Source organism: Streptococcus oralis (assembly GCF_001983955.1).
Lineage (GTDB): Bacteria > Bacillota > Bacilli > Lactobacillales > Streptococcaceae > Streptococcus > Streptococcus jiangnanensis.
Genome location: NZ_CP019562.1, coordinates 1537019 through 1559861 on the forward strand (window position 1 = coordinate 1537019; position 22843 = coordinate 1559861).

Genomic DNA, 22843 nt, shown 5'->3' on the forward strand with positions numbered 1-22843 from the left:
CCTCACTTTACAACCTTCTCGATAAAATTTCGAATAGAAGACAAGCCGTCTGGCGTTCCGATACTCTCTGGATGGTACTGGAAGCCATAAATTGGAAGGGTTTTGTGTTGAATTCCCATAATGGTCTGGTCATCAGTCGAACGAGCTGTCACTTCAAAGTCTTCAGGCATTTCTTCAATCAAAATACTGTGATAACGCATGACTGGACGACCATCCTCAATGCCTTGATAGAGTACAGATGGCGCTTCAAAGCTGATATTGCTCTGTTTCCCATGCATGACTTTTGGAGCCAAGCCTAGCTTCCCACCAAAGACTTCTGCGATAGCTTGGTGACCCAAACAAATCCCTAGAATCGGCTTCTTACCTGCAAAGTCACGAATCATATCTTCCATCTTTCCAGCATCAACCGGCCAACCAGGACCGGGAGAAAAGACCAGACCATCTGCTTTTTCAGCTTCTTCATACAGCTTGGGATCATCATTTCTCAAGACCTGCACTTCTGCAAAATTCCCAATGTACTGCGCCAAGTTATAGGTAAAAGAATCATAGTTATCAATCAATAAAATCATGGTCTTAGTTCTCCAATTCTAGTCATAGATTTAGCCTTGTTAATGGTTTCTTGGTATTCGTTTTGGGCAATAGAGTCATAGACAATCCCTGCCCCAGCCTGCACATAGGCTGTTTGATTCTTGAGAATCATAGTTCGGATGGCAATGGCGAAATCCATATCGCCCGTCGCAGACAAGTAGCCGATTGCTCCTGCGTATACGCCTCGTTTTTCCGTCTCCAGTTCATAGATCCGTCTCATGGCCCGAATCTTTGGTGCTCCTGAAACTGTTCCAGCTGGAAGTGTAGCTTTCAAGGCATCCATGGCAGTGAGTTCTGGAAGCAAACGTCCCTTGACCACGCTGGTCAAATGCATGACATAGCGGAAGAGCTCCACTTCCATATACTTGGTGACTTGGACACTTGCCGTTTCAGCAATTCTACCGATATCGTTACGCCCCAAGTCTACTAACATTCGATGTTCTGCTGTTTCCTTCTCATCAGAAAGCAGGTCTGTCGCCAAGGCCTTGTCCTCTTCATCCGTAGCCCCTCTTGGCCGTGTACCGGCAATCGGATTGGTTGTCACGATGCCATTTTTAACTGAAACCAAACTTTCTGGACTGGCACCGATGATTTGATAATCCCCAAAGTCATAGAAATAGAGGTAATTAGATGGATTGGTCACGCGGAGATTTCTGTAGAAGTCAAATGGATTTCCAGTAACTTCTGCTGAGAAGCGTTGACTGAGCACACATTGGAACATATCACCATTACGAATCAAGCCACGAGCTGTTTCGACCATTTGCTCAAACTTCTGAGGAGCGATATGCAGTTTGAAGTCTAGCGGAGATAAATCCAAGTCTTCAAATTCATTTGAAGCAGGAATGCGTAATTCCTCAAGCACTTGGTTCAAGGCTTCTTGCAAATCTTCTTGACTACGCTCGCTGTAAAGAGCATCTTCGATGACATGGATTTTTTCCTTCTTATGGTCAAAGACCACATAACTCTCATAGACAAAGAAATGCATGTCTGGCGTCCCAATGGTATCTTCAGGGATTTGACCGATTTCTTCATAGAGCGAAATCATATCGTAACCGACAAAGCCAATAGCTCCCCCACCAAAAGGTAGGTCTGAATGATGCTGGCTCTTATGAGTTACTTCATAAAGGTAATCCAAGGGATCCCGATCAATCACTTGACCATTTTGATAAAGGACTCCATTTTCAAACTTAATCTCAAAAACCGGATTATAGGCTAGGATAGAAAAACGAGCGGTTTCCTTGTCTCTCGGAATACTCTCTAAGATCACCTTGTGTTGCCCCTTTAGGCGCATATAAGCCAAGATTGGTGATAAGACATCTCCATGAATGATTCGTTCCATTGCAATTTCCCTTTCAATTTCTTATTTTTAATTTTTGGTCTTTTTTCTATTTCCCTTAAATAGTGCGGACGGGAGCAACTTTCTCCGAAATTTCATCCCTAATTTTCGAGACTTAGGTCTCAAAAATTCCGTTCTAGAGAAGCATCTTTGCTTCTCTAGAATACCACTATAGCGGGAAATAGCGGGTCAATGCTCACTTCGTTAGCAAATATTTTATAGAAATCTATCTAATGATGAAGCATAATTTAAAACTGATGACCATATCTACGATAAATATATAAAAATCCCCACGCAAAATAACTTGCGTGAGGACGAAATTCGCGGTGCCACCTCAATTATAGGATTTCCCCTATCTCTCATTCCTGTCTCAGAACCTTCCTGTAACAGGCTGTGCGATAAAGGGCACTCCCTTGAGAATTATGTTTTCTTCTCTCGTTTCAAATGGACCCAACCTTACAGCTTTCTCTGCTTGCTTCCAGCAACCACAAGCTCTCTGTGAGAGAAAAGACTGTAATTTTTCCATCTATTATTTTTTAGCTTCTAGGTAGTCTGCAATCGCAGCTACGTCCTTGTCTCCACGACCAGAGACATTGATGATGATAATGTCATCTTTACTTAGTTTCGGTGCACGTTTAACCGCTTCTGCGATAGCATGCGAACTTTCGATCGCTGGGATAATCCCTTCTGTCTTGCTGAGAAGGAGCAAGGCTTGAACAGCTTCTTCGTCTGTCGCTGCTACGTATTCTACGCGGCCTGAATCTTTAAAGTAGGCGTGTTCTGGGCCAACCCCTGGATAGTCCAAACCAGCTGAGATAGAGTAAACTGGCGCCAGCTCTCCATCTTCCTTAAAGACTGCATAGGTCTTCATGCCGTCGACAATTCCGATACTACCTTTTGTCATAGTAGCTGCGTGCTTGTCTGTATCAAGTCCATGACCAGCAGCTTCGACCCCAACCAATTTGACTTCTTCATCAGCCACATACTGTGAAAAAGCACCGATAGCATTCGAACCACCACCTACACAGGCAATGACATAGTCTGGTAAACGGCCTTCTTTTTCTAAGATTTGACGGCGAGATTCTTCACTGATGACCTTTTGGAATTCATGAACAATTGTAGGATAAGGATGAGGGCCTACAGCAGATCCCAAAACGTAGAAGGCTTCAAGGTCATTCATCCATGCTCCAAAGGCTGCATCGACCGCATCCTTAAGAGTTCGTGTCCCCGTTTCAACTGCGTGAACAGTCGCTCCCATCATCTCCATACGGAAAACATTGAGACGTTGACGCTCCACATCTTCTGCCCCCATGTAGACATCACAGGCCATACCAAACTTGGCTGCAGCAGCCGCTGTCGCAACACCGTGCTGACCAGCTCCTGTTTCTGCAATCACTCGTTTTTTGCCCATACGTTTGGCAAGAAGAATTTGCCCTAAAACGTTGTTGAGCTTGTGAGAACCAAGGTGATTAAGGTCTTCGCGCTTGAGATAAATCTTAGCTCCACCTAGGTGGTCTGTCAAACTTTCCGCAAAATAAAGCGGTGTTTCGCGACCGGAATAGTCTTTTAAGTAATGACGAAATTCTGCCAAAAACTCTGGATCATCCTTGTATTTATCAAATGTCACTTCTAACTCATCCAACAAAGCCTGAATCGGCTCCGGTACAAAACTACCACCAAATTGTCCAAAATATCCTTTAGTTGTCATAAAATTTTTCCTCTTTCAGTATTAATTTAAAGATATGAAAAAAGCCCACACACAGAATCCACTTCCATGTGAGGGCGTTGGTAACGCGGTGCCACCTCAATTATAAAGGGACTATTCCCTTTACATCTCTACCTTGTCTAACAACAAGTTGCACTGTAAGGTGTGCGCACCGAATTTTCATTGTTTCAAATTCATTTTTAAAATCAGCCCACTTTCACTACTTCCAACCACCTGTTCACAATCACCACAGGCTCCCTGAAGATCAAACATAGTTACTTTTCTGATTTGTTGAGAATATTATATGCTATTGTCCGCTTTTTGTCAAGATTTTTTATTATTTTTTTCCAGAACCGAGGATTTCTTCAGAAATTCTCACCAAAGTCTTAACGATATAGTCTACTTCTTCATCGCTTAATTTAGTGTGAAGAGGGAGGGTAATTTCGTTTTCAAAGAAGGCATAGGCTCTTGGATAATCTGCCATATCAAAGCCAAGATTCTTATAGGCTGTCAAAAGAGGAAGCGGTTTGTAGTGTACATTACTTGCAATTCCTGCTTTGGCTAATTCTTGGATGATGAGGTTACGCTCTTCTAGGCTAGCACCTTCAACATGGGTGATGTAGAGGTGGCGTGAAGATTCGACAGTATCAGTCTTGTGTGCCAGTGGGTGAATACGAGTACCCGCAAAACCACGATCATAGCGGTCCACGATGTCCTTACGACGTTGTAGCAAAGCTGGGTAACGGTCCAATTGTACCAAACCAATCGAAGCCATGATATCCGTCATATTGCACTTGTAGGCCGGTGTAACGATATCGTATTCCCATGAACCCAGTTGCATCTTGGCAAGGGCATCCTTTGTTTGACCATGAAGGGAAAGAATTTGGAATTCCTTATACATCTCTTCGTCGTCAATAGCTGGATTGGCCTTCCAAGTGGCACTTCCTCCCTCAGCAGTTGTAAAGTTTTTAACGGCGTGGAATGAGAAGGAAGTAAAGTCAGCGATAGAACCAGCTGGCTGCCCTTTGTAAGTAGATCCTAAAGCATGGGCACTATCAGAGACAATCACGATACGGTTAAAGGCTTTTTGCCACTTGCTAGCAGCTGTAAAGAGATCCCGTTTCTTCTCCACGACTTGGAACAAACGGTCATAGTCGCAAACAATCCCTGCAAGCTCAACCGGAATAATCACCTTAGTCTTTTCAGTGATGGCTTGCTCAAGCAAGTCATAGTCCATTTCAAAAGTATCTGCTTGAATATCCACCATGACAGGGGTCGCTCCTACGTGAGTGATCACACTACATGAAGCTGTATAAGTCATAGCTGGAACGATGACTTCATCCCCAGGTCCCACTTCCAACACACGCAAAATCAACTCAAGAGCGGCTGTCGCAGAGTTGAGGCAGACTGTCTTAGGTGTCTGTGTGTATTGGGACAAGCGACGCTCCAGTTCTTTTGTCTTAGGACCTGTTGTGATCCAACCAGAACGAAGGGTATCCGCTACTTCAGCAATTTCAGCTTCGGTAATATCGGGAGGTGAAAATGGAATATTGTAATTTGGCATTGATTTGCTCCTTTTATCTGTACTCATTTTCTCATGACTACTTTATTTTAGCACTTCAAACACGGTTTGAAACATGATTTTGATGTCTCCAAGGAAACTAAACTCTCGGAGATAGGCGAGGTTATAGCGCATCTTTTCAGGGAGGACGTGCTCTACATAGGCCTGGTCAACCGACAGACCTTTCTCTGTCATCTGACTGATGATCGTGTCCTCATCCTTGTAGTTGATACTGGCTGGAGAGGTGATTCCTGCTGGCAAGAGCAAGGTCGCCATCATTTCAGGGCTATATTGCTCGGTGTAACGTGGCACTTCAGGTCGTGTGCCGACAAAGGACATCTCACCTTTAAGGACATTGACCAGCTGAGGTAGTTCGTCCAAACGCACACGGCGAATGAAATTTCCCACTTTGGTAATACGGCTATCGTTAGCTGAAGTCACCAGACTTCCTTTTTTATCCGCATCCGTTACCATAGTACGGAACTTCCAAATCTTGAACGGACGGTTGTACTGGGTCACGCGCTCTTGCTTGTAAATGACAGGTCCCTTGCTATCCAACTTGATCCAAATGCTCAAGATAAGAAAGACGGGAGAAGTCAAAACTAGCAAAAACAGGGCCAGAACCCAGTCCAGGCAACGCTTGAAAATCAGCGAACCCTTCCTTTTAGAGACAAGCTGGTAATAAGACTCAACCTCGCTTGATTGCATTTCCACGGGCAAGTCTTCCCATTTCAGCATGCTGTTTCTCCTTTGTTTTTATTATACTATTTGTCAACATTTCTCATTATACCACAAAATGGAAAAGGCAGTGCAAGAAATCTGTAATTTGAAGGATTTCCTTCTGGTGCTCAATGAAAATCAAAGTACAGCTTTGAGGTTCCAGATAAAGCTGACCTGGTTTGAAGAGGTTTTCAAAGAGTATTAGGACATGGCCCCTGCCTGCAAGCTATACATCTTGTGATAGGTTCCTCCCAAGTCCAAGAGTTCCTCATGGGTTCCACTCTCGATGATGCGCCCCTTATCCAAGACATAAATACAGTTGGCGTCCTGGATGGTCGAAAGGCGATGAGCAATGGCAATGGTTGTCCGTCCCTGTCTCATCTTAGCTAGGGAATCTTGAACCAAACTTTCTGTTTCAGAGTCAATATTGGCTGTCGCTTCATCCAAAATCAGGATTTTAGGCTGACTGGCGACAGTTCTGGCAAAGGCAAGAAGCCGGCGCTGTCCAGTAGAAAAGCTCGAACCACGCTCGGAAACAGGGGCATCATAACCCTGCGGAAGGTCCTGAATAAAGGAATCTGCATCCACAAAGGCAGCCGCAGCCTGGACCTCTTCATCACTAATGTCTTGGTACATGGCGATATTGGACTTGATAGTCCCGTGATAGAGGAAGGGATCCTGTAAGACCAAACCGATGTTTTTTCTCAGTTCTTCCTGACTGTAGTTTCGGATATCCACATCATCCAAGAGAACGCGGCCTGACTGAAATTCATAAAAGCGCATGAGGACATTGATAATGGAAGATTTCCCGGAACCTGTATGACCTACAAAGGCAATGGTTTCACCCTTCTTAACTGAAAAGGAAATGTCATCCAGAATCGGATGTTTGCCATCATAAGAGAAACACACATGTTCAAAACGAATATTGCCTTCTTGGACTTTGGCTTGCCCATCTTCTTGAAGAGGCTCATAGGTCGTCTCGTCAATCAAGGCAAAGACACGGCCTGCAGATACCATGGACGTTTGAAGGATTGAAAAGTTTTGCGTCACCTCAATTAGGGGATCAAAAAGGCGGTTGATATACTGGATAAAGGCATACATGGTTCCGGCCGTTATTCCGATAGAAAGACCACGGTAACCAAAGTAGGCCATCAAAACGGCGTAGCCTAGGAGTTTCAGCAAACTCATGGCAGGGCGCAAAAAGAGGGCATCCAAGGCTACAGAACGGTTGGCATAGACCAAGTGTTCTTGGTTGATTTCATCAAATTCTGCCTGCAGGCGCTTCTCTTGATTAAAGGCCTGGATAATCCTGATCCCCTCGATATTCTCTGCCAGCTTACTATTGATATCTGACAAGAGACTTCTGGTTTTCTCGATGATTTTCACTGACTTTTTCCGGTAGAGATTGACCAACAGAAAAATCAAGGGTAGAAAGAGCAAGACTAAAGCTGTCAAACGAAAATCCAGCACCAACATGGTATACAGAGTTGTCAGAAAGATGAAAACTGCTGAAATAAAGCTGGATAAAATCCCTGAAAACATATCACTGATGGTCTCGGTATCATTGGTCAAACGAGAAACGATGGAGCCTGCTGGCGTCTTGTCAAAATAAGACATGCCGAGTTTCTCCATATTGGCAAAGGCATCGCGACGAATATCTCTGACAATACTGTAGGACACCCGCGCAAAGAGAAGATTTCCGACATACTGGACCAGAGTTTGTAGGATATAGAGGCCATAGTAGGCTAATAAAACTGTAATAGCAAACTGATTGAGATTGCTGAGGTACTGGTCGATAAAGTGGGAAGCTACAAGGGGAATGACACTTTTAATGACCGTCGTCGCGAGGAGAAAACTGAGTGCCAAAAAGGTCAGGAGGCCATAGGGCTTGAGATAGGACATCAAGCGCTTCAATACAGCCCATTGTTCTTTCTTATTCTGCATCTTCTTCTCCTTTCATTTCCAACTGCTGAGACTGGTAAGTTTGGGCATACCAGCCATCCAGGGCTAGCAAGTCATCGTGCCTGCCCCGTTCGATAATTTGACCATTTTGCAGAACCAAGATTAGATCTGCATGGACGACTGCACTGAGGCGATGAGCCGTAATAATGGTTGTCTTGTCCTTTCGCGTCTCCTTGAGATTGTCAATAATCGCATACTCTGTCTTGGCATCCACGGCAGACAAGGAATCATCTAAAATCAAGATGTCAGGGTCTAAAATCATCGCCCGACTCATAGCCAGACGTTGCTTTTGACCACCTGATAGACTAACTCCTTTTTCACCGATCAACGTATCAAATCCTTGAGGCATGTCTACAATATCTTGGTAAACTTGAGCTAGTTTAGTCGCTTCCTCGACCGCTGAAAGGGGCAAATTAGGATTGCCGAAGCGGATATTGTCTAAGATAGAGGTCGCAAAGAGGAACTGGTCCTGAGGGACATATCCCATGAGACCACGAAGGTCTGTCAGACGATAATCCCGAATATCGTGACCGTTTAGATAAATAGCTCCCTTATCCACATCGTATTCACGCAAGAGGAGCTTAATCAAGGACGTTTTCCCAGAGCCTGTCTGACCGACCAAGCCCAGAGTTTGCCCTTTTTCTAAACTAAAGTGAATATCCGTCAGTGTTTCCTCATTTTCAAAGGCAAAGCTGTCAATGGCGTACTCCAAACGTCCATTTTCAATACCGTCCAGAGGAAATTCAGGATCTTGTACAGGTGATTCCTGAGACAAAAGATTTTCAATCCGCTGGTAAGAAACCTTTCCTCGCTGAGTAATATTAAAGAGGAAACCAATAGCCATAAGAGGCCAGACCAGCATATCCAAGTAGCTGATAAAGGTAACCAGATTTCCAACAGTGATCTGCCCCTCCTGCACCATTAAGGAACCGACCAAGAGGGTTAAAACATAGGATGAACCAACAAACAAGAGAACCATGGGGTCAAAGAGACTATCGTATTTCATGGTTTGGAGATTCTTTTGGAAGGTCAATTCATTGACCGCTTGAAAGGACTTCAACTCATCCGCCTGATAACCGAAAGACTTGGTCACCTTGATACCTGATACAGACTCCTGTACCTTGTTATTGAGTTCAGAAAAGGCAGCTTGAGATTCGCCAAAGGCCTTGTGGGTCTTTCTCCCTAGACGACTGGTCGCATAAGCCATGAAAGGCAGGGGCAAAATAGCAACCAGAGTCATCTGCCAGGAAATACTAAAAAGCATAGTCAGCAAAGTCACCAGTGCCGTGATAGAAGCATCCACTGCTGACATGACTCCGCCACCTGCGAGACGAGTTAGGGCATTGATATCATTGGTGGCGTGTGCCATCAAGTCCCCCGTCCTATAGGTCTGATAAAAGGCTGGCGACATTTTAGTAAAATGCTCAAACAATCGAGACCGCATAATCTGCCCCAAACGATAGGAAGTTCCAAGGATATACATGCGCCAAACATAGCGCAGATAGTACATCCCAAAGGCTGCCAGCAGTAGATAAAATAGATTAAGAAGCAGGTCCTGCTGAGTTAATCGCCCTGATGTAATGGCATCAATGACCCGCCCCATGACCATGGGGGGAATAAGGTTGAGGACGGAAACCAAGACCAAGGCCACAATCCCGACTAGATAACGGCGCTTTTCTAACTTGAAAAACCACCAGAGTTTTTGAATAATGGACATAAAATCCCTTTCTAATGACAAATGGAAACCTGAGGCCAAGACTCAATGAAAATCAAAGAGCAAACTAGGAAACTAGCCGCAGGCTGCTCAAAGCACTGCTTTGAGGTTGTAGATAGAACTGACGAAGTCAGTAACCTACATACGGCAAGGCGACGTTGACGCAGTTTGAATTTGATTTTTGAAGAGTACAAGACCTCAGGTTTTTCTTATTCATAAGTTACGACTGAGACGACACCCTTGTCATACTCAGCGATAAAGATATTGGCCACATTGTCATACCCTTGTTTGCTGAGATTATCAAGCAGCCATTCTTCGCTCCGACCAATGGTCTCCAAAATTTCAACTTGGATCACACCGTCTGTGACAACAGGATACTTGGGATTCTCATCTCCCATTTGGACTACGATGAGTTGACCATTTTGCTCCTGCATAGCGCGTTTGACTTGTTTCATTTGGAAAATTCCCTGGCTACGAAGTTTGAGAGCAACATCTGCCGCAGACAAACCAACTGAACGACAGGCTTCTGGGTCAATCTTCCCATTTTTGATGAGCAGGGTTGGCTTCCCATCAATCAAACGTTTCACAAAGTGAACATTGTTGTTGAGCCATTTGAGAGTCAAGACCAGAATGGTCCACATGATCAAGATAACTGCATACTGAAGGATACTGATAGCGCTATTGTAAATCACCCCACCGATGATACCCCCGAGTACATAGTTCTGAATTTGATCTATTGCTGAGTTAGGCGCTAGGTTGCCCTTTCCGGTCACATTAATTACGAAAACCAGAGAAAAGAGACCCAAGGCTAGTTTGATTAAAATTTCGATATAATTGAGTGTCATTTGTTCACCTCCACCAGTTCAATTGCATCTGTTTTATACAATTCGACTTTCTCTAGCAGGTACTTGTCTGGCTCACTTCCGTTCAAGGCACGATAATAGCGATCTCCCACCTTGATAAGTGCGCCATCCGTGTCCGCAGAAGTATTGACATAGACCTCTGACTTGTCTACTCCCAATTCTTTGGAAACAAGCTCGATGAAATGAAGTGAAGCTTGAAATTTATTGTTAGAAACTTGATTGTTTTGATAAGTCGTGATGCTGACCAAAAGGAGAGCTAATAAGGTCAAAGCTGAAATCATGACCAACTCACGAAACTTGGTGCCCTTTTTATCATGGTAAGCCTTGAAAGCTAAAAATCCTGTCACAGCTAATAGGACAATCCCTAAAGCAATCATGATGCCATTTTGCTGACCGATTTGGCTGAGGACATAGTCATAAGAATAGAATTTCATGTATTTTCACTCCCTTTCATAAAATCATTCTTAATTATAAACGAAAGAGGGTGATTTTTCAAACCATACGTTGGGGAAATGCGCCTTTTTTTGGTATAATATAGTCTGTAATCTGAATGAAAAAGGTAACTTTATGAAACTCATCTCATGGAATATTGATTCCCTCAATGCAGCCCTAACGAGCGACTCAGCTCGTGCAAAATTGTCCCAAGAAGTCCTACAAACTTTGGTAGCTGAAAATGCTGATATTATCGCTATCCAGGAAACCAAGCTTTCTGCCAAGGGTCCTACTAAAAAACACTTGGAAATTTTAGAAGAACTCTTCCCAGGTTATGAAAACACTTGGCGTTCCTCTCAAGAGCCTGCCCGCAAAGGCTACGCTGGAACCATGTTCCTTTATAAGAAAGAACTCACACCAACGATTAGCTTCCCAGAAATCGGTGCTCCTTCTACCATGGACTTGGAAGGCCGCATCATCACCTTGGAATTTGATACATTTTTCGTGACCCAAGTTTACACTCCAAACGCTGGCGACGGTCTCAAACGCTTGGAAGAGCGTCAAGTCTGGGACGTCAAATATGCTGAGTATTTGGCGCAACTAGACAAAGAAAAACCAGTCCTTGCGACTGGAGACTACAACGTAGCTCACAAGGAAATCGACCTTGCAAATCCTGCCAGCAACCGCCGTTCACCAGGATTTACAGACGAGGAACGTGCTGGCTTTACCAACCTCTTGGCAACTGGATTTACCGACACCTTCCGTCATCTTCACGGCGATGTCCCAGAGCGCTACACTTGGTGGGCGCAACGCAGCAAGACTTCTAAAATCAACAATACAGGCTGGAGAATCGACTACTGGCTCACTAGCAACCGTGTGGCTGACAAGGTGACCAAGTCTGACATGATTGACTCAGGTGCGCGTCAAGACCATACGCCGATTGTATTGGAAATTGAACTCTAAGGAGAAAGCTAATGGACTATCAAGCTGTCATTCCTGAATTTGTAGTATCTGACCTCGAAAAGTCACGCCACTTCTACTGCGACTTGCTGGGATTTTCTGTCGAATACGAGCGTCCAGAGGAGAAATTTCTCTTCCTCTCGCTTGAAGACTGCCAACTTATGCTAGAAGAAGGCAGCACAGAAGAATTAGCCCAACTAACCTATCCTTTCGGGCGCGGTGTCAATATTTCCTTTGGTATTGAAGATGTCCCTCAGCTCCACCAAAAACTGCTGGAAGCTGACTATCCTATTTATCGTCCTTTGACTAAGAGAACATTTCGTGTTGGGGATCACTACATCTATCCTCACGAATTTGCAGTCTTGGATCCTGATGGTTATTTTTTAAGATTTAGCGAATAGAAGAATAAAAGGCTACAATACTTTCTAGTGTTGCAGCCTTTTATTCGTTCGCTTTTATGATCTATTTACTAACAAAATATTTGATTTATAAAGCTAATTGGTGTAAAATAAAAACATTGGTAGCAGCCTATTTAAAATTGAATATCATTTTACTTGTTTATGTCGTGAATTGGCACGACGTTTCTACAAGGTGCCGGAACACCTAACAATGAGTATGTCAGCTGGAGGTATGGTTTTGGCCATACCTATTTTGGGGACTTACTTAGGGGATTAAGTAGGTCCTTTTTGAATATTTTTGTTAAAGCACGCCTTTAAGTGTAAACTAAATATTTTTAATATTTCCCTTAATTAGTGCGGACGGGAGCAACTTCCTTCGGAATTTCATCCCTAATTTTTGAGCCAAAAGTCTCAAAAATCCCGTCATAGACAATAACAAGATTATTGTCTATGATACCACTACGGCGGGAAATATTTGATAAAACTCGCTTCGCTCGTACTAGTTTTATCAAATATATAGTACTAGCAAACTGGTTCACTATAGAAATATTTAACCAACAAGTAAACTGGCTTTTAGACTTTAGGAGGTCTTATGAAATTATTAGAAGAGCGCATCCTCAAGGATGGTCATATCTTGGGGGACAACATCCTCAAGGTGGATTCCTTTTTAACTCACCAAGTTGACTTTAGCTTGATGCGAGAGATTGGTAAGGTATTCGCGGAAAAATTCGCTTCTGCTGGCATTACCAAGGTCGTGACCATTGAAGCTTCAGGCATTCCCCCAGCTGTTTTTACAGCTGAAGCTTTGAATGTTCCCATGATTTTCGCCAAGAAAGCTAAAAACATCACCATGAACGAAGGCATATTAACCGCCCAAGTCTACTCCTTTACCAAGCAGGTGACCAGCACCGTTTCCATCGCTGGAAAATTCCTCTCACCAGAGGACAAGGTCGTGATTATTGACGATTTCCTTGCTAATGGACAAGCTGCCAAAGGCTTGATCCAAATCATCGAACAAGCCGGAGCAAAAGTTGAAGCGATAGGTATCGTGATTGAAAAATCTTTCCAAGATGGTCGTGATTTGCTTGAAAAAGCAGGGTATCCAGTCCTATCACTGGCTCGCTTGGATCGTTTCGAAAATGGTCAGGTCGTATTTAAGGAGGCAGATCTCTAATGCAACAACAAGAAAAACATTCACAAGCAGCCGTTCTTGGCTTGCAACACTTACTAGCCATGTACTCAGGTTCTATCCTGGTTCCTATCATGATTGCGACAGCTCTTGGCTATTCAGCTGAGCAGTTGACCTACCTGATCTCCACAGATATCTTCATGTGTGGGGTGGCCACCTTCCTCCAACTCCAACTCAACAAATACTTTGGGATTGGACTACCAGTCGTTCTCGGAGTTGCCTTCCAATCCGTCGCTCCCTTGATTATGATTGGGCAAAGTCACGGTAGCGGTGCTATGTTTGGTGCCCTTATCGTTTCAGGGATTTATGTAGTTCTGATTTCAGGAATTTTTTCAAAAGTAGCTAATCTTTTCCCTTCTATCGTAACAGGCTCTGTCATTACCACGATTGGATTGACCCTGATTCCTGTCGCTATTGGAAATATGGGAAATAACGTCCCAGAACCAACTGGTCAAAGTCTCTTGCTTGCTGCTATCACTGTTCTGATTATCCTCTTGATCAACATCTTTACCAAAGGATTTATCAAGTCTATCTCCATTTTGATTGGACTGGTTGTCGGAACTGCCATTGCTGCCACTATGGGCTTGGTTGACTTCTCTCCTGTGGCTGCAGCACCGCTTGTTCATGTCCCAACTCCACTCTACTTTGGAATGCCAACCTTTGAAATCTCATCTATTGTCATGATGTGTATCATCGCAACGGTTTCTATGGTTGAGTCCACTGGTGTTTACCTAGCCTTGTCTGATATCACCAATGACCCAATCGACAGCACGCGCCTGCGCAACGGTTATCGTGCAGAAGGTCTGGCCGTACTTCTCGGAGGAATTTTTAACACCTTCCCTTACACAGGATTTTCACAAAACGTTGGTTTGGTTAAATTATCAGGTATCAAAACCCGTCTACCAATCTACTACGCAGCTGGTTTCCTAGTCCTCCTTGGACTCCTTCCTAAGTTTGGCGCCCTCGCCCAAATCATTCCGAGCCCTGTTCTTGGAGGGGCCATGCTGGTGATGTTTGGTTTTGTTTCCCTTCAAGGGATGCAAATCCTCGCTCGCGTTGATTTTGCTAACAATGAACACAACTTCCTTATTGCAGCTGTCTCCATCGCTGCAGGTGTCGGACTCAACAATAGTAATCTCTTTGTCAGCATGCCGACAGCCTTCCAAATGTTCTTCTCAAACGGAATCGTCGTAGCCAGCCTACTGGCCATTGTCCTCAATGCAGTATTAAACCGGAAAAAGAAATAAGAAAAAGAGGTGTGAGCCTCTTTTTTGTTTATTTATATCCTCACCTGTCTGTCTTCTGACCGCTGGCCTGTCACAAACATGGTAAAGGTTGCCTTGCAGACATTTCTGCCTTCTTGATTGGTGATATCGACATCCACGACACAGGTTGTGCGACCTTGATGGACACATTCTCCTTTAATGGTCAGCACATCGTCGAGTTTTCCTGCCTTAAGGTAGTTGATAGAGGACTGGAGCGTCACTCCATCAAGCCCTAGCGAGATAACCACCAAACCACTAATCTGGTCACAAAGGGTGAAGAGATAGCCACCATGGGCATTGCCATAGTAGTTGAGTGACGAGTCCACCACTTTGGTCGTCACTACAACCTGACCATCTCTCATTTGTTCAATTTCGTAATTTTCAAAGGCAGATATAGCGTCAAAATGAAAATCTTTCATCGTTTCCTCCTGATAGTTCAAACGACACTATGATACTACTTTTTATAGGACTGCGCAAGGAGAAAGCTCCTAGTCTGGCAAAATTCCGACCTGTTCTACAAAGCGCATAAAGGCTACCTGTCCCTGCTCAGTCTGCTTGTAAACCCCTGCGTCCTCCAAAACACGCGCAAAAATAGTGCCCACAGAGTCCTTGACGATTTCAAGGGCTTTTTCTTTATCTGCTAGATCCGGATGTTGGGCTTTGAGCTGGTCTGCCCATTCCTGATGATAGTCGGCAACTATATCATCATCTCCCACGAGGTAGCTAGCAACCTGCTCCACTTCCGCTTTCAGACGAGGTGGTAAGATAGCCAAGCCCATGACCTCAATCAAGCCGATATTTTCCTTCTTGATATGTTGAACATCCTTGTGGGGATGATAGATACCATCAGGATGCTCTGGCGATGTCTGATTATCCCGCAAGACCAAGTCCAATTCAAACTGACCATCTCGTTTACGGGCAATGGGTGTAATGGTGTGATGCGGTGTCCCGTCTGTCCCTGCTAAAATCTGCACTGCAGGATCTGAATACTGGCGCCATTCTTGCAAAATCTTGTCAGCCAAGTTGATCAAATACTCTTTTGAATCCGAGGTCAAACGTAGCACTGACATAGGCCACTTGACAATCCCAGCCTTGACCTGCTCAAAACCAGCAAAACAGAAAGTCTTTTGTAAAGGAGCTAATTCCATAGGGAAAACATGTCGGCCTCCCTGATAGTGATCATGAGTCAGAATAGAGCCTCCCACGATTGGCAGGTCGGCATTAGAGCCCGCAAAATAGCCCGGAAACTGCTCTACGATAGCCAGCAGACGCTCAAAACTCTGACGACTAATAGCCATGGGACGATGCTGACCATCTAAGAAAATACAGTGCTCATTAAAATAAGCATAGGGCGAATACTGGAAGCCCCACTCCTGGCCCGCCATTTCGAAACGGATAATGCGGTGATTGCTGCGAGCTGGGTGGTTAACCCGACCATGGTAGCCTTCGTTCTCTAGACAGAGTTGACACTGTGGGTAATTGCTAGCTTGAACCAACTTAGCTGCCGCAATCTCTTTTGGATCCTTTTCAGGTTTAGACAGATTGATGGTAATCTCAAGTTCTCCGTAGTCAGATGGTACACGATAAGCAATATTCTTAGCAATGGCCTTGAGCTTGATGTAGTCATTTTTCTGGCTAAGTTGGTAGAAGTCCGCAATTGCCTGCTCGGGAGATTGGGCATAGGTTTTCCAAAAGTCACGATTGACCTGACTTGGACAAGGTGTCACCAAGTCCATCAATTCAGCACCGAGGATTTCACGCGCAGTCTGACTATCCTCAATCGTCTCTAATCGAACCGCCTCCTCAACCAACTGGTCCTTGAGGTCAATCAATTTATCCAGATCCGTCTCAACCTCCAAAACACCATCTCCCACTCGTGCCAAGACACGATTGGTTAGGTAGATTCGATCCATTTCCTCAAAAGCACTTTCAGCAATAACTTCCGTGATAAATGCATCTAGAACTCCTTGACTCATTGATTCTCCTTCTTACTTTCTAAATAGTCTCTGACAGCATCTAAATCCTGAAAAACTTGTTCTGTTTTATTTAAGAAAGACTGTGCTGGCATTTTCAAGTCTGGAATACAAATAACTGGTATCCCAGCTCTATACGCTGCTTCAATCCCTGCTTCACTATCCTCTAATACTAAGCAATTCTCTGGTAAAACATTCAAATCACTACAGGCCTTTAAAAATATATCAGGGTAAGGTTTGCTTCTCTTTACATCTTTTGCAAAAACTAGATGGTCAAATAAGGACAGTATACCATTGCTATCCAAAATCATTCTAGCTCTAGATTCAACACTTGAAGTTGCTAAAGCGATTGGAATACCTTCTCTTTGCAAAAAAGCAAGCAAATTTTTAGCACCTTTTTTTAAATTTACACCTTTGGCTAATATTCGAGCTTCCAGTTCATAAACTTTTTCCAAGGTTTGGTCAAAGTTCCAAGGTAAATCATAGGTATCTAAAAATCGTTGAACATTCTCCTCTTCCCTATGTCCACTGTATTCTCTAGAATATGTTTCTTCTGTGAAAGGAATTCCAAAATCTTTAAGCAATTCTTGATAAACTTTTAGAGAAATGATCTCAGTATCAGCTAATAAGCCATCTAAATCAAATATTACAGCGTCCATTTACTTCTCTCCTAGTCTAAAACGCGAGTGCCACCTGCAACTTCAGCGATATAGAAGCTTGGAGCATATCCAACGACTTCCTCGTAGTGCTTGCCTACAGCTTCCTTAAAGGCCTCAACAGCGTCTTTTTGAACCAAGGCAATGGCACATCCGCCAAATCCTGCCCCTGTCATACGAGCACCAAGAACACCTTCTTGGGCCCAAGCTGTGTGAACAAGGGTATCCAATTCCAAGCCAGTCACTTCATAGTCATGTTCTAGAGAAACGTGTGACGCATTCATCAAGCGACCAAATGTTTCCAAATCACCTGCTTGAAGTGCTGCTTGAGCTTTAAGAGTACGTTGGTTTTCAAGCACAGCATGGCGAGCACGTTTTAAGCGATTTTCATCTTTAATCAGATAGCTGTATTGGTCAAAGGCCCACTCATCCAATTCACCCAAGGTCTGAATATCCAAGGCAACTTGCAATTCTTCCACAGCTTTTTCACACTCAGCACGGCGTTCATTGTATTTAGAATCTGCCAATTCACGACGTTTGTTGGTGTTCATGATAACAACGACATTGTCCTTCAAATCAAGCGGCACCAAGTCGTATTCTAACGTATTGGTATCTAGGTAAATGGCACGTTGGTCAGCACCCATACCGATGGCAAACTGGTCCATGATACCAGAGTTTACTCCGATAAAGTTGTTTTCTGTTTGTTTTCCGATTTTAACCAAATCCAAACGATCTAGTTTTAAATCAAAGAGATGCTCTGCCACAACACCAGTCAAGAGTTCCAAAGATGCTGATGATGACAAGCCAGCTCCATTTGGGATATTCCCATAAACATAAAAATCAAACCCTTTGTCAATCACGTGTCCAGCTTCTTGCAAGAAATGAAGAACCCCTTTTGGATAGTTGGTCCAGCTGTGCTCTTTTTCAAATTTGAGGTCAGCAAGAGGCACTTCGATGATACCCTTGTCCTCAAAGTTGGCTGAGTAGAAACGCAAAACTTGGTCGTCACGTTTTCGAGCCGCCCCATAAGTTCCCAAGGAAATCGCAGCAGGAAAAACGTGACCGCCATTGTAGTCCGTGTGTTCACCAATTAAATTGATGCGGCCAGGTGAAAAGAAGGTTTGGTCTGCTTCTTGACCAAAAACGGCAAGAAAGTCTTTGCGAAGGGCTTGAGCAGTAAGATCTTGTGTCATATAAATTCTCCTTTGACTGTCCGTTAAGTCACCTTAACGTGTAATCGTTTTCTTCTATTGTATCCAAGGAATTTACCAAGGTCAATCCTTTTTACTAAACTTTTACTAAACTATCAGTAAAAAGCAGAAAAATATGATATACTAACCTAAAAGGAGGAGGATTTATGGCTACCTTAAAAGATATCGCACAGCTAGCCTCTGTCTCTATCGCGACCGTATCTCGTGTCCTCAATCGCGACCAGAGTCTATCTGTTACAGAAGAAACCAGACACCGTATTTTAACTGTCGCTGAAGAGCTGGGCTACACCAAGCATCTCAAGACAGGCGAATCCCACAAGCCCAAGCAAAAGATTGCCATTATCCAATGGGTCAGCGAACAAGGGGAGTTGGACGACCTCTACTATTATCAGATTCGTCTAGGTATTGAAAAAAGAGCCCAAGAGTTGGACTATGACATCTTGCGCTATTTTAATGACCATCCTTTTACACTGAGCGAGGAAGTGATTGGCATTCTCTGCATCGGAAAGTTCAGCCGAGCTCAGATTGCTGCCTTTGAAGAATACCAAAAACCTTTAGTCTTTATAGACAGCGATACCCTCTCACTAGGTCATACCTGTATTATTACTGACTTTTACACTGCTGTGAAACAAGTTGTAGACCATTTCCTCAGCCAAGGGATGAACCGTATCGGAATTCTCACAGGCCTTGAGGAAACAACCGACCAGGAAGAAATAATCCAGGATAAGCGACTAGAAAATTTCAAAGACATTACCCAAGCAAAGGGAATCTACCATGAAGAACTGGTCTTTCAGGGAAGCTTTACTGCCCAGTCTGGCTATGACTTGATGAAAGAGGCCATTCACAAGCTAGGAGAACAACTCCCACCAGCCTTTTTCGCAGCCAGCGATAGTTTAGCCATCGGTGCCCTTCGTGCCCTTCAAGAAGCTGGAATCAGCCTACCAGACCGTGTCAGTCTCATTTCTTTTAACGACACTAGCCTGACCAAGCAGGTCTATCCTCCCCTCTCCAGTATCACTGTCTATACCGAAGAAATGGGCCGAGCAGGCATGGATATTCTTAATAAGGAAGTTCTACACGGTCGCAAAATCCCCAGCTTGACTATGCTGGGAACCAGACTGACTTTGAGAGAAAGTACGAGGAATGAATAGGATAACAAAACGACCTCTAGCGAGATCGTTTTTCTAATGATGATGCCCATGCTTCTGCTCTAACTTTCTCACCCTCCGCTTATGTTGTGCATGATTGCTTTTACTGCTATCCACTTCAATAGTGATATTCAGCACGCCTCTTTCTTCTAAAAATTGACGCACCACTTCTTTGGTCTCCATCATCTGCTCCCAGTCCTCGATACAGATGTGGACAATAGCATTGTTCTCTAAACCGTCCATGGACCAAATGCTAAGTTGATTGACACTTTTGACATTGGGTAGAGCCTCTAAATCCTTCTCCAAATCATATGTCTCGACCCCTTCTGGCACAGAATCTAGGAAAATTTTCAGTGCGCTCCAAAAGCGAGGAATGGCTTTCGACAGAATAAAGATAGAAATAACCAGCGATAAAAGCGGATCAAGGATATACCAATCTGTAAATCGGAGGATAATCGCCATTAGGATGACAGCCAACCAACCAAGAGTGTCTTCCAAAAAATGCAGGCTAAGAATTGACTCGTTCTTTGTCTTTCCTTTACGGACTACTAGACTAGCTAGCACATTAATAGCCACTGCAATGATTCCCAGCCAGAGGATACCATTTTCATTAACGGGTTGCGGGTGAACGATCTTTGTGATATTTTCCAAGATCACTAGGACAGACCCTATCATAAGAATCACAGCCGTTAGCATGGCCCCTAAAAGGCTAAAACGTTTGTAACCCAAGGTGTACTGTCTATCTTCTTCACGGTTTGAAATTGTTTCTAGAAGGGCTGATATACCAATGGCTATAGCATCCCCCAGGTCATGAACAGAATCAGCAAGAACTGCACTCGAACCAAAGATTCCTCCTGCGATAAACTCAACAATCGCATAGCTTAAATTTAAGAAAAAAGCTAACCAGATAGATGTTTTAGAACTCATTTCTCTCCCTCCTTTGGTATAATGGGTATATACATACTTCTTTCATTTGTATTATCTAATAAAATCCAAAGAAAGGATAGAAGCAAACTGTCAGTCCTGTTCAGTTCTGAACAGTTTGTCTCAAGTGTCTATATGCAAAAAAGAGACCGTCGAGTCAGTAAGACGAAAAAAGCCATCTATCAAGCTTTTTTACAACTTTTGAACGACAAAGGCTATGATGCCACTACTGTTCAGGATATCATTGACCTAGCAGATATTGGACGTTCTACTTTTTACTGTCATTACGAAAGTAAGGAACTCCTTTTAGATGAGCTCTGTCGCTACCTCTTTCACCATCTCTTTGAAAGGGAAGAACACTTGACTACCGAGGACTACCTCGCACATATCTTTTTACATTTTCAGAAAAACCAGGACCATGTCACCAGTCTCCTTTTTTCCAAAAACGACTACTTCCTCCGCCAACTACACAAGGAACTCGAACACCACGTTTATCCCATGGTGGCGGATGACTTGCAAGAGGCCTATCCAAACATTCCGGACTCCTACCTCCAGCATTTTGTTGTGACGAACTTTATTGAGACCCTAACTTGGTGGCTAAAAAAAGGAAAATCCTATACCGAAGACCAAGTGGTGAGATTTTACCTTGATGTAATTGAGATAAACTCTACAACTCCACTTGATAACTAAGCCTGTAAATCAGAAAGGAACCAACTATGTTAACTTCGATGATTCTAGGAATACTAACAATTGTACTAGCTCTCGCCTTCTCATTGCTTCACCTTGCTGCTGCTTTTTCAGCTATGAAACAAAAGAACTACAGTCTAGGAAATAAGTGCATCTTGGTCGGCAGTTGCCTCACTTCTCTGGCTCTAGCCATCTTTTACTTCGTTCCAGTTGCAACCATTCTTCTATGGATTGTGGGTGCGAGTATTGTCTGCTATGGAGCCTACTGGAACGGCCAACAGACAGAAAGTCAACATATATCGCACCACATCATTCGTATAACGAGCGCTATCGTTATTACAGTGTTACTCATTTTGCTCTAACACAAAAAAAGGATCATCTGATCCTTTTTTACTTTTTAAACACTCTTTGCGGCCTTGCTCCACTGATACCACCCAACTAGACTATTGATCAAGTAAATCAGGTATTTCCCTTGGATTTGCAGGCTTTCTCCCCACCAGAGATAGATTGAAAAGACATTGGTAGCTGCCCAGAATATCCATTGTTCACGGTAAACAGCTGTCATGAGGATTTGCCCAACCCCATTGGTCGCATCGGTGATGGAATCACGATAAGGACGATTGGCTCCGATAGACTGATAAATGAACCCAAATACCAACCACCAAAGAACACTAATGGAAAGATACTTGGTCCAACCCTTGCCATCCAGTTCACGCGCGACAAACTCCTGCTTTTCTTTCTTGAACTGTGCCTGGTAGATCCAAACTAGAAGTCCAATTGGCTGCATGGCCGTAAAGTAAAGTGTCGTTAGCACCTCACCATAAAAGCCTTTCTGCAAAGCCAAGATAAGGTAAATGACAGAGTTAATCAAGCCAAAAAGGTAATTACTTGCTCGACCTTCCGATACAAAGATGACACAGATAATACCAGTTAGACTACAAATCATCCCAACCCAGTCAACAATGCGGTGTTCATAAATCAACTCCAGCCAGATTGGAAAACTTCCTAAAACCAGCAGGTAAAGCCACTGAGCAAAACTACGATTGGCAAAGAGGTCATTCCAGATAGCCTTCATGGTTCCTGAAAATCCCAAATCAGCCATAGCAGCAACCATACGGCGGTAACCGCCAGACATCTCACCAAGAGTAATTTTGATGTTCTTGAGTTTTGTTTGCAAATAAGTCGTCATATTTTCTCCTTTTGTTTTTAAAGAGCCGTGTCTGGATAGACTTTCGGACGCAACGCTCTATTATATATCTACTGAACTGTCTATACACAAGAATTCCATCCTTAGTCGACATGAGCTGGAAATCCTTATTTGTTAAGTAGTTCACAACACATTATACACCTATTATCTGAATAGTCAAGTGTATTTACAGTAAAATCTTGGAAATTCCTGAAAATTTTCTCTTATAGTCTTCGAAAATTAAATTCAAACTACGTCAGCGTCGCCTTACCGTACTCAAGTACAACCTGCGGCTAGCTTCCTAGTTTGCTCTTTGATTTTCATTGAGTATTATTTTCCATTTTAAATGACATCTAGTAACTCTT

22 protein-coding genes, 1 riboswitch and 2 other annotated features are annotated in these 22843 nt (G+C 43.5%); of the genes, 7 read left to right on the top strand and 15 right to left on the bottom strand.

Annotated elements, in window-relative coordinates; all coding sequences use genetic code 11:
- Positions 1-2 precede the first annotated feature (2 nt).
- The 9 genes from BWR56_RS07420 to BWR56_RS07465 all read right to left on the bottom strand — a co-directional run bounded on the left by BWR56_RS07420 (position 3) and on the right by BWR56_RS07465 (position 10883).
- The gene (locus BWR56_RS07420) at positions 3-569 is read right to left on the bottom strand and encodes an aminodeoxychorismate/anthranilate synthase component II (protein ID WP_076984761.1); all 567 of its coding nucleotides are present in this window, start codon (positions 567-569) and stop codon (positions 3-5) included.
- Positions 566-1927 (bottom strand): anthranilate synthase component I, encoded by a 1362-nt coding sequence (gene trpE, locus BWR56_RS07425; RefSeq protein ID WP_049505611.1) that lies wholly within the window; start codon positions 1925-1927, stop codon positions 566-568. The genes BWR56_RS07420 and trpE overlap by 4 nt, the downstream gene beginning before the upstream one ends.
- 304 nt (positions 1928-2231) lie before the next feature.
- Positions 2232-2463, bottom strand: a binding site (T-box leader).
- Positions 2454-3632, bottom strand: a complete 1179-nt coding sequence (trpB, locus tag BWR56_RS07430) for a tryptophan synthase subunit beta (protein WP_000208439.1) — start codon at positions 3630-3632, stop codon at positions 2454-2456. (Overlaps the previous feature by 10 nt.)
- A 67-nt stretch (positions 3633-3699) precedes the next feature.
- Positions 3700-3924 (bottom strand) — a binding site (T-box leader).
- Between the two features lie 42 nt (positions 3925-3966).
- Entirely contained in the window at positions 3967-5193 is a 1227-nt protein-coding gene (locus BWR56_RS07435; protein ID WP_049505610.1) for a DegT/DnrJ/EryC1/StrS family aminotransferase, read from the bottom strand.
- Between the two features lie 42 nt (positions 5194-5235).
- Positions 5236-5928 carry a sugar transferase gene (locus BWR56_RS07440; RefSeq protein ID WP_049505609.1) on the bottom strand — a complete coding sequence of 231 codons (693 nt, stop codon included), beginning with the start codon at positions 5926-5928 and terminating at the stop codon, positions 5236-5238.
- Positions 5929-6111: 183 nt separating this feature from the next.
- Complete coding sequence (locus tag BWR56_RS07450) at positions 6112-7854, bottom strand: ABC transporter ATP-binding protein (protein ID WP_049505607.1); 1743 nt, start codon at positions 7852-7854, stop codon at positions 6112-6114.
- Positions 7844-9589 (bottom strand): ABC transporter ATP-binding protein, encoded by a 1746-nt coding sequence (locus BWR56_RS07455; protein ID WP_076984763.1) that lies wholly within the window; start codon positions 9587-9589, stop codon positions 7844-7846. The genes BWR56_RS07450 and BWR56_RS07455 overlap by 11 nt, the downstream gene beginning before the upstream one ends.
- 206 nt (positions 9590-9795) lie before the next feature.
- Positions 9796-10431, bottom strand: coding sequence for a DUF421 domain-containing protein (locus BWR56_RS07460; RefSeq protein ID WP_000174434.1), 636 nt, complete (start codon positions 10429-10431; stop codon positions 9796-9798).
- Positions 10428-10883 (bottom strand): DUF3290 family protein, encoded by a 456-nt coding sequence (locus BWR56_RS07465; protein ID WP_000675318.1) that lies wholly within the window; start codon positions 10881-10883, stop codon positions 10428-10430. The genes BWR56_RS07460 and BWR56_RS07465 overlap by 4 nt, the downstream gene beginning before the upstream one ends.
- 133 nt (positions 10884-11016) lie before the next feature.
- On the opposite strand from BWR56_RS07465, the gene BWR56_RS07470 reads away from it, so the two are divergent.
- From BWR56_RS07470 to BWR56_RS07490, 4 genes are all read left to right on the top strand, one after another.
- Positions 11017-11844 (top strand): exodeoxyribonuclease III, encoded by an 828-nt coding sequence (locus BWR56_RS07470; protein ID WP_076984764.1) that lies wholly within the window; start codon positions 11017-11019, stop codon positions 11842-11844.
- Positions 11845-11855: 11 nt separating this feature from the next.
- Positions 11856-12242, top strand: coding sequence for a bleomycin resistance protein (locus BWR56_RS07475; RefSeq protein WP_042902628.1), 387 nt, complete (start codon positions 11856-11858; stop codon positions 12240-12242).
- A gap of 133 nt (positions 12243-12375) precedes the next feature.
- Positions 12376-12471, top strand: a riboswitch (purine riboswitch).
- 360 nt (positions 12472-12831) lie between these two features.
- Positions 12832-13413 carry a xanthine phosphoribosyltransferase gene (locus BWR56_RS07485; RefSeq protein ID WP_049505601.1) on the top strand — a complete coding sequence of 194 codons (582 nt, stop codon included), beginning with the start codon at positions 12832-12834 and terminating at the stop codon, positions 13411-13413.
- Positions 13413-14675 carry a nucleobase:cation symporter-2 family protein gene (locus tag BWR56_RS07490; protein WP_049505600.1) on the top strand — a complete coding sequence of 421 codons (1263 nt, stop codon included), beginning with the start codon at positions 13413-13415 and terminating at the stop codon, positions 14673-14675. Before BWR56_RS07485 ends, BWR56_RS07490 begins: the two co-directional genes overlap by 1 nt.
- A gap of 32 nt (positions 14676-14707) precedes the next feature.
- Here the strand turns inward: BWR56_RS07490 and BWR56_RS07495 are convergent, their stop codons facing one another.
- The 4 genes from BWR56_RS07495 to BWR56_RS07510 all read right to left on the bottom strand — a co-directional run bounded on the left by BWR56_RS07495 (position 14708) and on the right by BWR56_RS07510 (position 18515).
- Positions 14708-15112 (bottom strand): PaaI family thioesterase, encoded by a 405-nt coding sequence (locus tag BWR56_RS07495; protein ID WP_049505599.1) that lies wholly within the window; start codon positions 15110-15112, stop codon positions 14708-14710.
- Positions 15113-15181: 69 nt separating this feature from the next.
- On the bottom strand, positions 15182-16669 hold the full coding sequence (locus tag BWR56_RS07500; RefSeq protein ID WP_049505598.1) for a UDP-glucose--hexose-1-phosphate uridylyltransferase: 1488 nt from the start codon (positions 16667-16669) through the stop codon (positions 15182-15184).
- Positions 16666-17325 (bottom strand): HAD family hydrolase, encoded by a 660-nt coding sequence (locus tag BWR56_RS07505; RefSeq protein ID WP_000340244.1) that lies wholly within the window; start codon positions 17323-17325, stop codon positions 16666-16668. Before BWR56_RS07505 ends, BWR56_RS07500 begins: the two co-directional genes overlap by 4 nt.
- Positions 17326-17336: 11 nt before the next feature.
- Positions 17337-18515 (bottom strand): galactokinase, encoded by a 1179-nt coding sequence (locus BWR56_RS07510; protein WP_049505597.1) that lies wholly within the window; start codon positions 18513-18515, stop codon positions 17337-17339.
- A gap of 164 nt (positions 18516-18679) precedes the next feature.
- On the opposite strand from BWR56_RS07510, the gene galR reads away from it, so the two are divergent.
- Positions 18680-19684 (top strand): DNA-binding transcriptional regulator GalR, encoded by a 1005-nt coding sequence (gene galR / locus BWR56_RS07515; RefSeq protein ID WP_076984765.1) that lies wholly within the window; start codon positions 18680-18682, stop codon positions 19682-19684.
- 33 nt (positions 19685-19717) lie between these two features.
- On the opposite strand, the gene BWR56_RS07520 is transcribed toward galR, so the two are convergent.
- Positions 19718-20608, bottom strand: a complete 891-nt coding sequence (locus BWR56_RS07520; RefSeq protein WP_076984766.1) for a cation diffusion facilitator family transporter — start codon at positions 20606-20608, stop codon at positions 19718-19720.
- A 132-nt stretch (positions 20609-20740) separates the two neighbouring features.
- On the opposite strand from BWR56_RS07520, the gene BWR56_RS07525 reads away from it, so the two are divergent.
- Together BWR56_RS07525 and BWR56_RS07530 are read left to right on the top strand one after the other, a co-directional pair.
- Positions 20741-21295 carry a TetR/AcrR family transcriptional regulator gene (locus tag BWR56_RS07525; protein WP_049505594.1) on the top strand — a complete coding sequence of 185 codons (555 nt, stop codon included), beginning with the start codon at positions 20741-20743 and terminating at the stop codon, positions 21293-21295.
- A 26-nt stretch (positions 21296-21321) separates the two neighbouring features.
- A complete protein-coding gene (locus tag BWR56_RS07530; RefSeq protein WP_049505593.1) occupies positions 21322-21654 on the top strand; it encodes a hypothetical protein in 333 nt (110 codons plus the stop codon).
- Between the two features lie 35 nt (positions 21655-21689).
- Here BWR56_RS07530 and pnuC read toward each other — a convergent pair whose 3' ends face one another.
- Positions 21690-22481, bottom strand: a complete 792-nt coding sequence (gene pnuC, locus BWR56_RS07535; protein WP_049505592.1) for a nicotinamide riboside transporter PnuC — start codon at positions 22479-22481, stop codon at positions 21690-21692.
- Positions 22482-22843 lie beyond the last annotated feature (362 nt).

Coding starts and splice junctions, on each gene's coding strand:
- BWR56_RS07420 (WP_076984761.1), bottom strand. CDS start 569: ATGATTTTATTGATTGATAACTATGATTCTTTTACCTATAACTTGGCG.
- trpE (WP_049505611.1), bottom strand. CDS start 1,927: ATGGAACGAATCATTCATGGAGATGTCTTATCACCAATCTTGGCTTAT.
- trpB (WP_000208439.1), bottom strand. CDS start 3,632: ATGACAACTAAAGGATATTTTGGACAATTTGGTGGTAGTTTTGTACCG.
- BWR56_RS07435 (WP_049505610.1), bottom strand. CDS start 5,193: ATGCCAAATTACAATATTCCATTTTCACCTCCCGATATTACCGAAGCT.
- BWR56_RS07440 (WP_049505609.1), bottom strand. CDS start 5,928: ATGCTGAAATGGGAAGACTTGCCCGTGGAAATGCAATCAAGCGAGGTT.
- BWR56_RS07450 (WP_049505607.1), bottom strand. CDS start 7,854: ATGCAGAATAAGAAAGAACAATGGGCTGTATTGAAGCGCTTGATGTCC.
- BWR56_RS07455 (WP_076984763.1), bottom strand. CDS start 9,589: ATGTCCATTATTCAAAAACTCTGGTGGTTTTTCAAGTTAGAAAAGCGC.
- BWR56_RS07460 (WP_000174434.1), bottom strand. CDS start 10,431: ATGACACTCAATTATATCGAAATTTTAATCAAACTAGCCTTGGGTCTC.
- BWR56_RS07465 (WP_000675318.1), bottom strand. CDS start 10,883: ATGAAATTCTATTCTTATGACTATGTCCTCAGCCAAATCGGTCAGCAA.
- BWR56_RS07470 (WP_076984764.1), top strand. CDS start 11,017: ATGAAACTCATCTCATGGAATATTGATTCCCTCAATGCAGCCCTAACG.
- BWR56_RS07475 (WP_042902628.1), top strand. CDS start 11,856: ATGGACTATCAAGCTGTCATTCCTGAATTTGTAGTATCTGACCTCGAA.
- BWR56_RS07485 (WP_049505601.1), top strand. CDS start 12,832: ATGAAATTATTAGAAGAGCGCATCCTCAAGGATGGTCATATCTTGGGG.
- BWR56_RS07490 (WP_049505600.1), top strand. CDS start 13,413: ATGCAACAACAAGAAAAACATTCACAAGCAGCCGTTCTTGGCTTGCAA.
- BWR56_RS07495 (WP_049505599.1), bottom strand. CDS start 15,112: ATGAAAGATTTTCATTTTGACGCTATATCTGCCTTTGAAAATTACGAA.
- BWR56_RS07500 (WP_049505598.1), bottom strand. CDS start 16,669: ATGAGTCAAGGAGTTCTAGATGCATTTATCACGGAAGTTATTGCTGAA.
- BWR56_RS07505 (WP_000340244.1), bottom strand. CDS start 17,325: ATGGACGCTGTAATATTTGATTTAGATGGCTTATTAGCTGATACTGAG.
- BWR56_RS07510 (WP_049505597.1), bottom strand. CDS start 18,515: ATGACACAAGATCTTACTGCTCAAGCCCTTCGCAAAGACTTTCTTGCC.
- galR (WP_076984765.1), top strand. CDS start 18,680: ATGGCTACCTTAAAAGATATCGCACAGCTAGCCTCTGTCTCTATCGCG.
- BWR56_RS07520 (WP_076984766.1), bottom strand. CDS start 20,608: ATGAGTTCTAAAACATCTATCTGGTTAGCTTTTTTCTTAAATTTAAGC.
- BWR56_RS07525 (WP_049505594.1), top strand. CDS start 20,741: ATGCAAAAAAGAGACCGTCGAGTCAGTAAGACGAAAAAAGCCATCTAT.
- BWR56_RS07530 (WP_049505593.1), top strand. CDS start 21,322: ATGTTAACTTCGATGATTCTAGGAATACTAACAATTGTACTAGCTCTC.
- pnuC (WP_049505592.1), bottom strand. CDS start 22,481: ATGACGACTTATTTGCAAACAAAACTCAAGAACATCAAAATTACTCTT.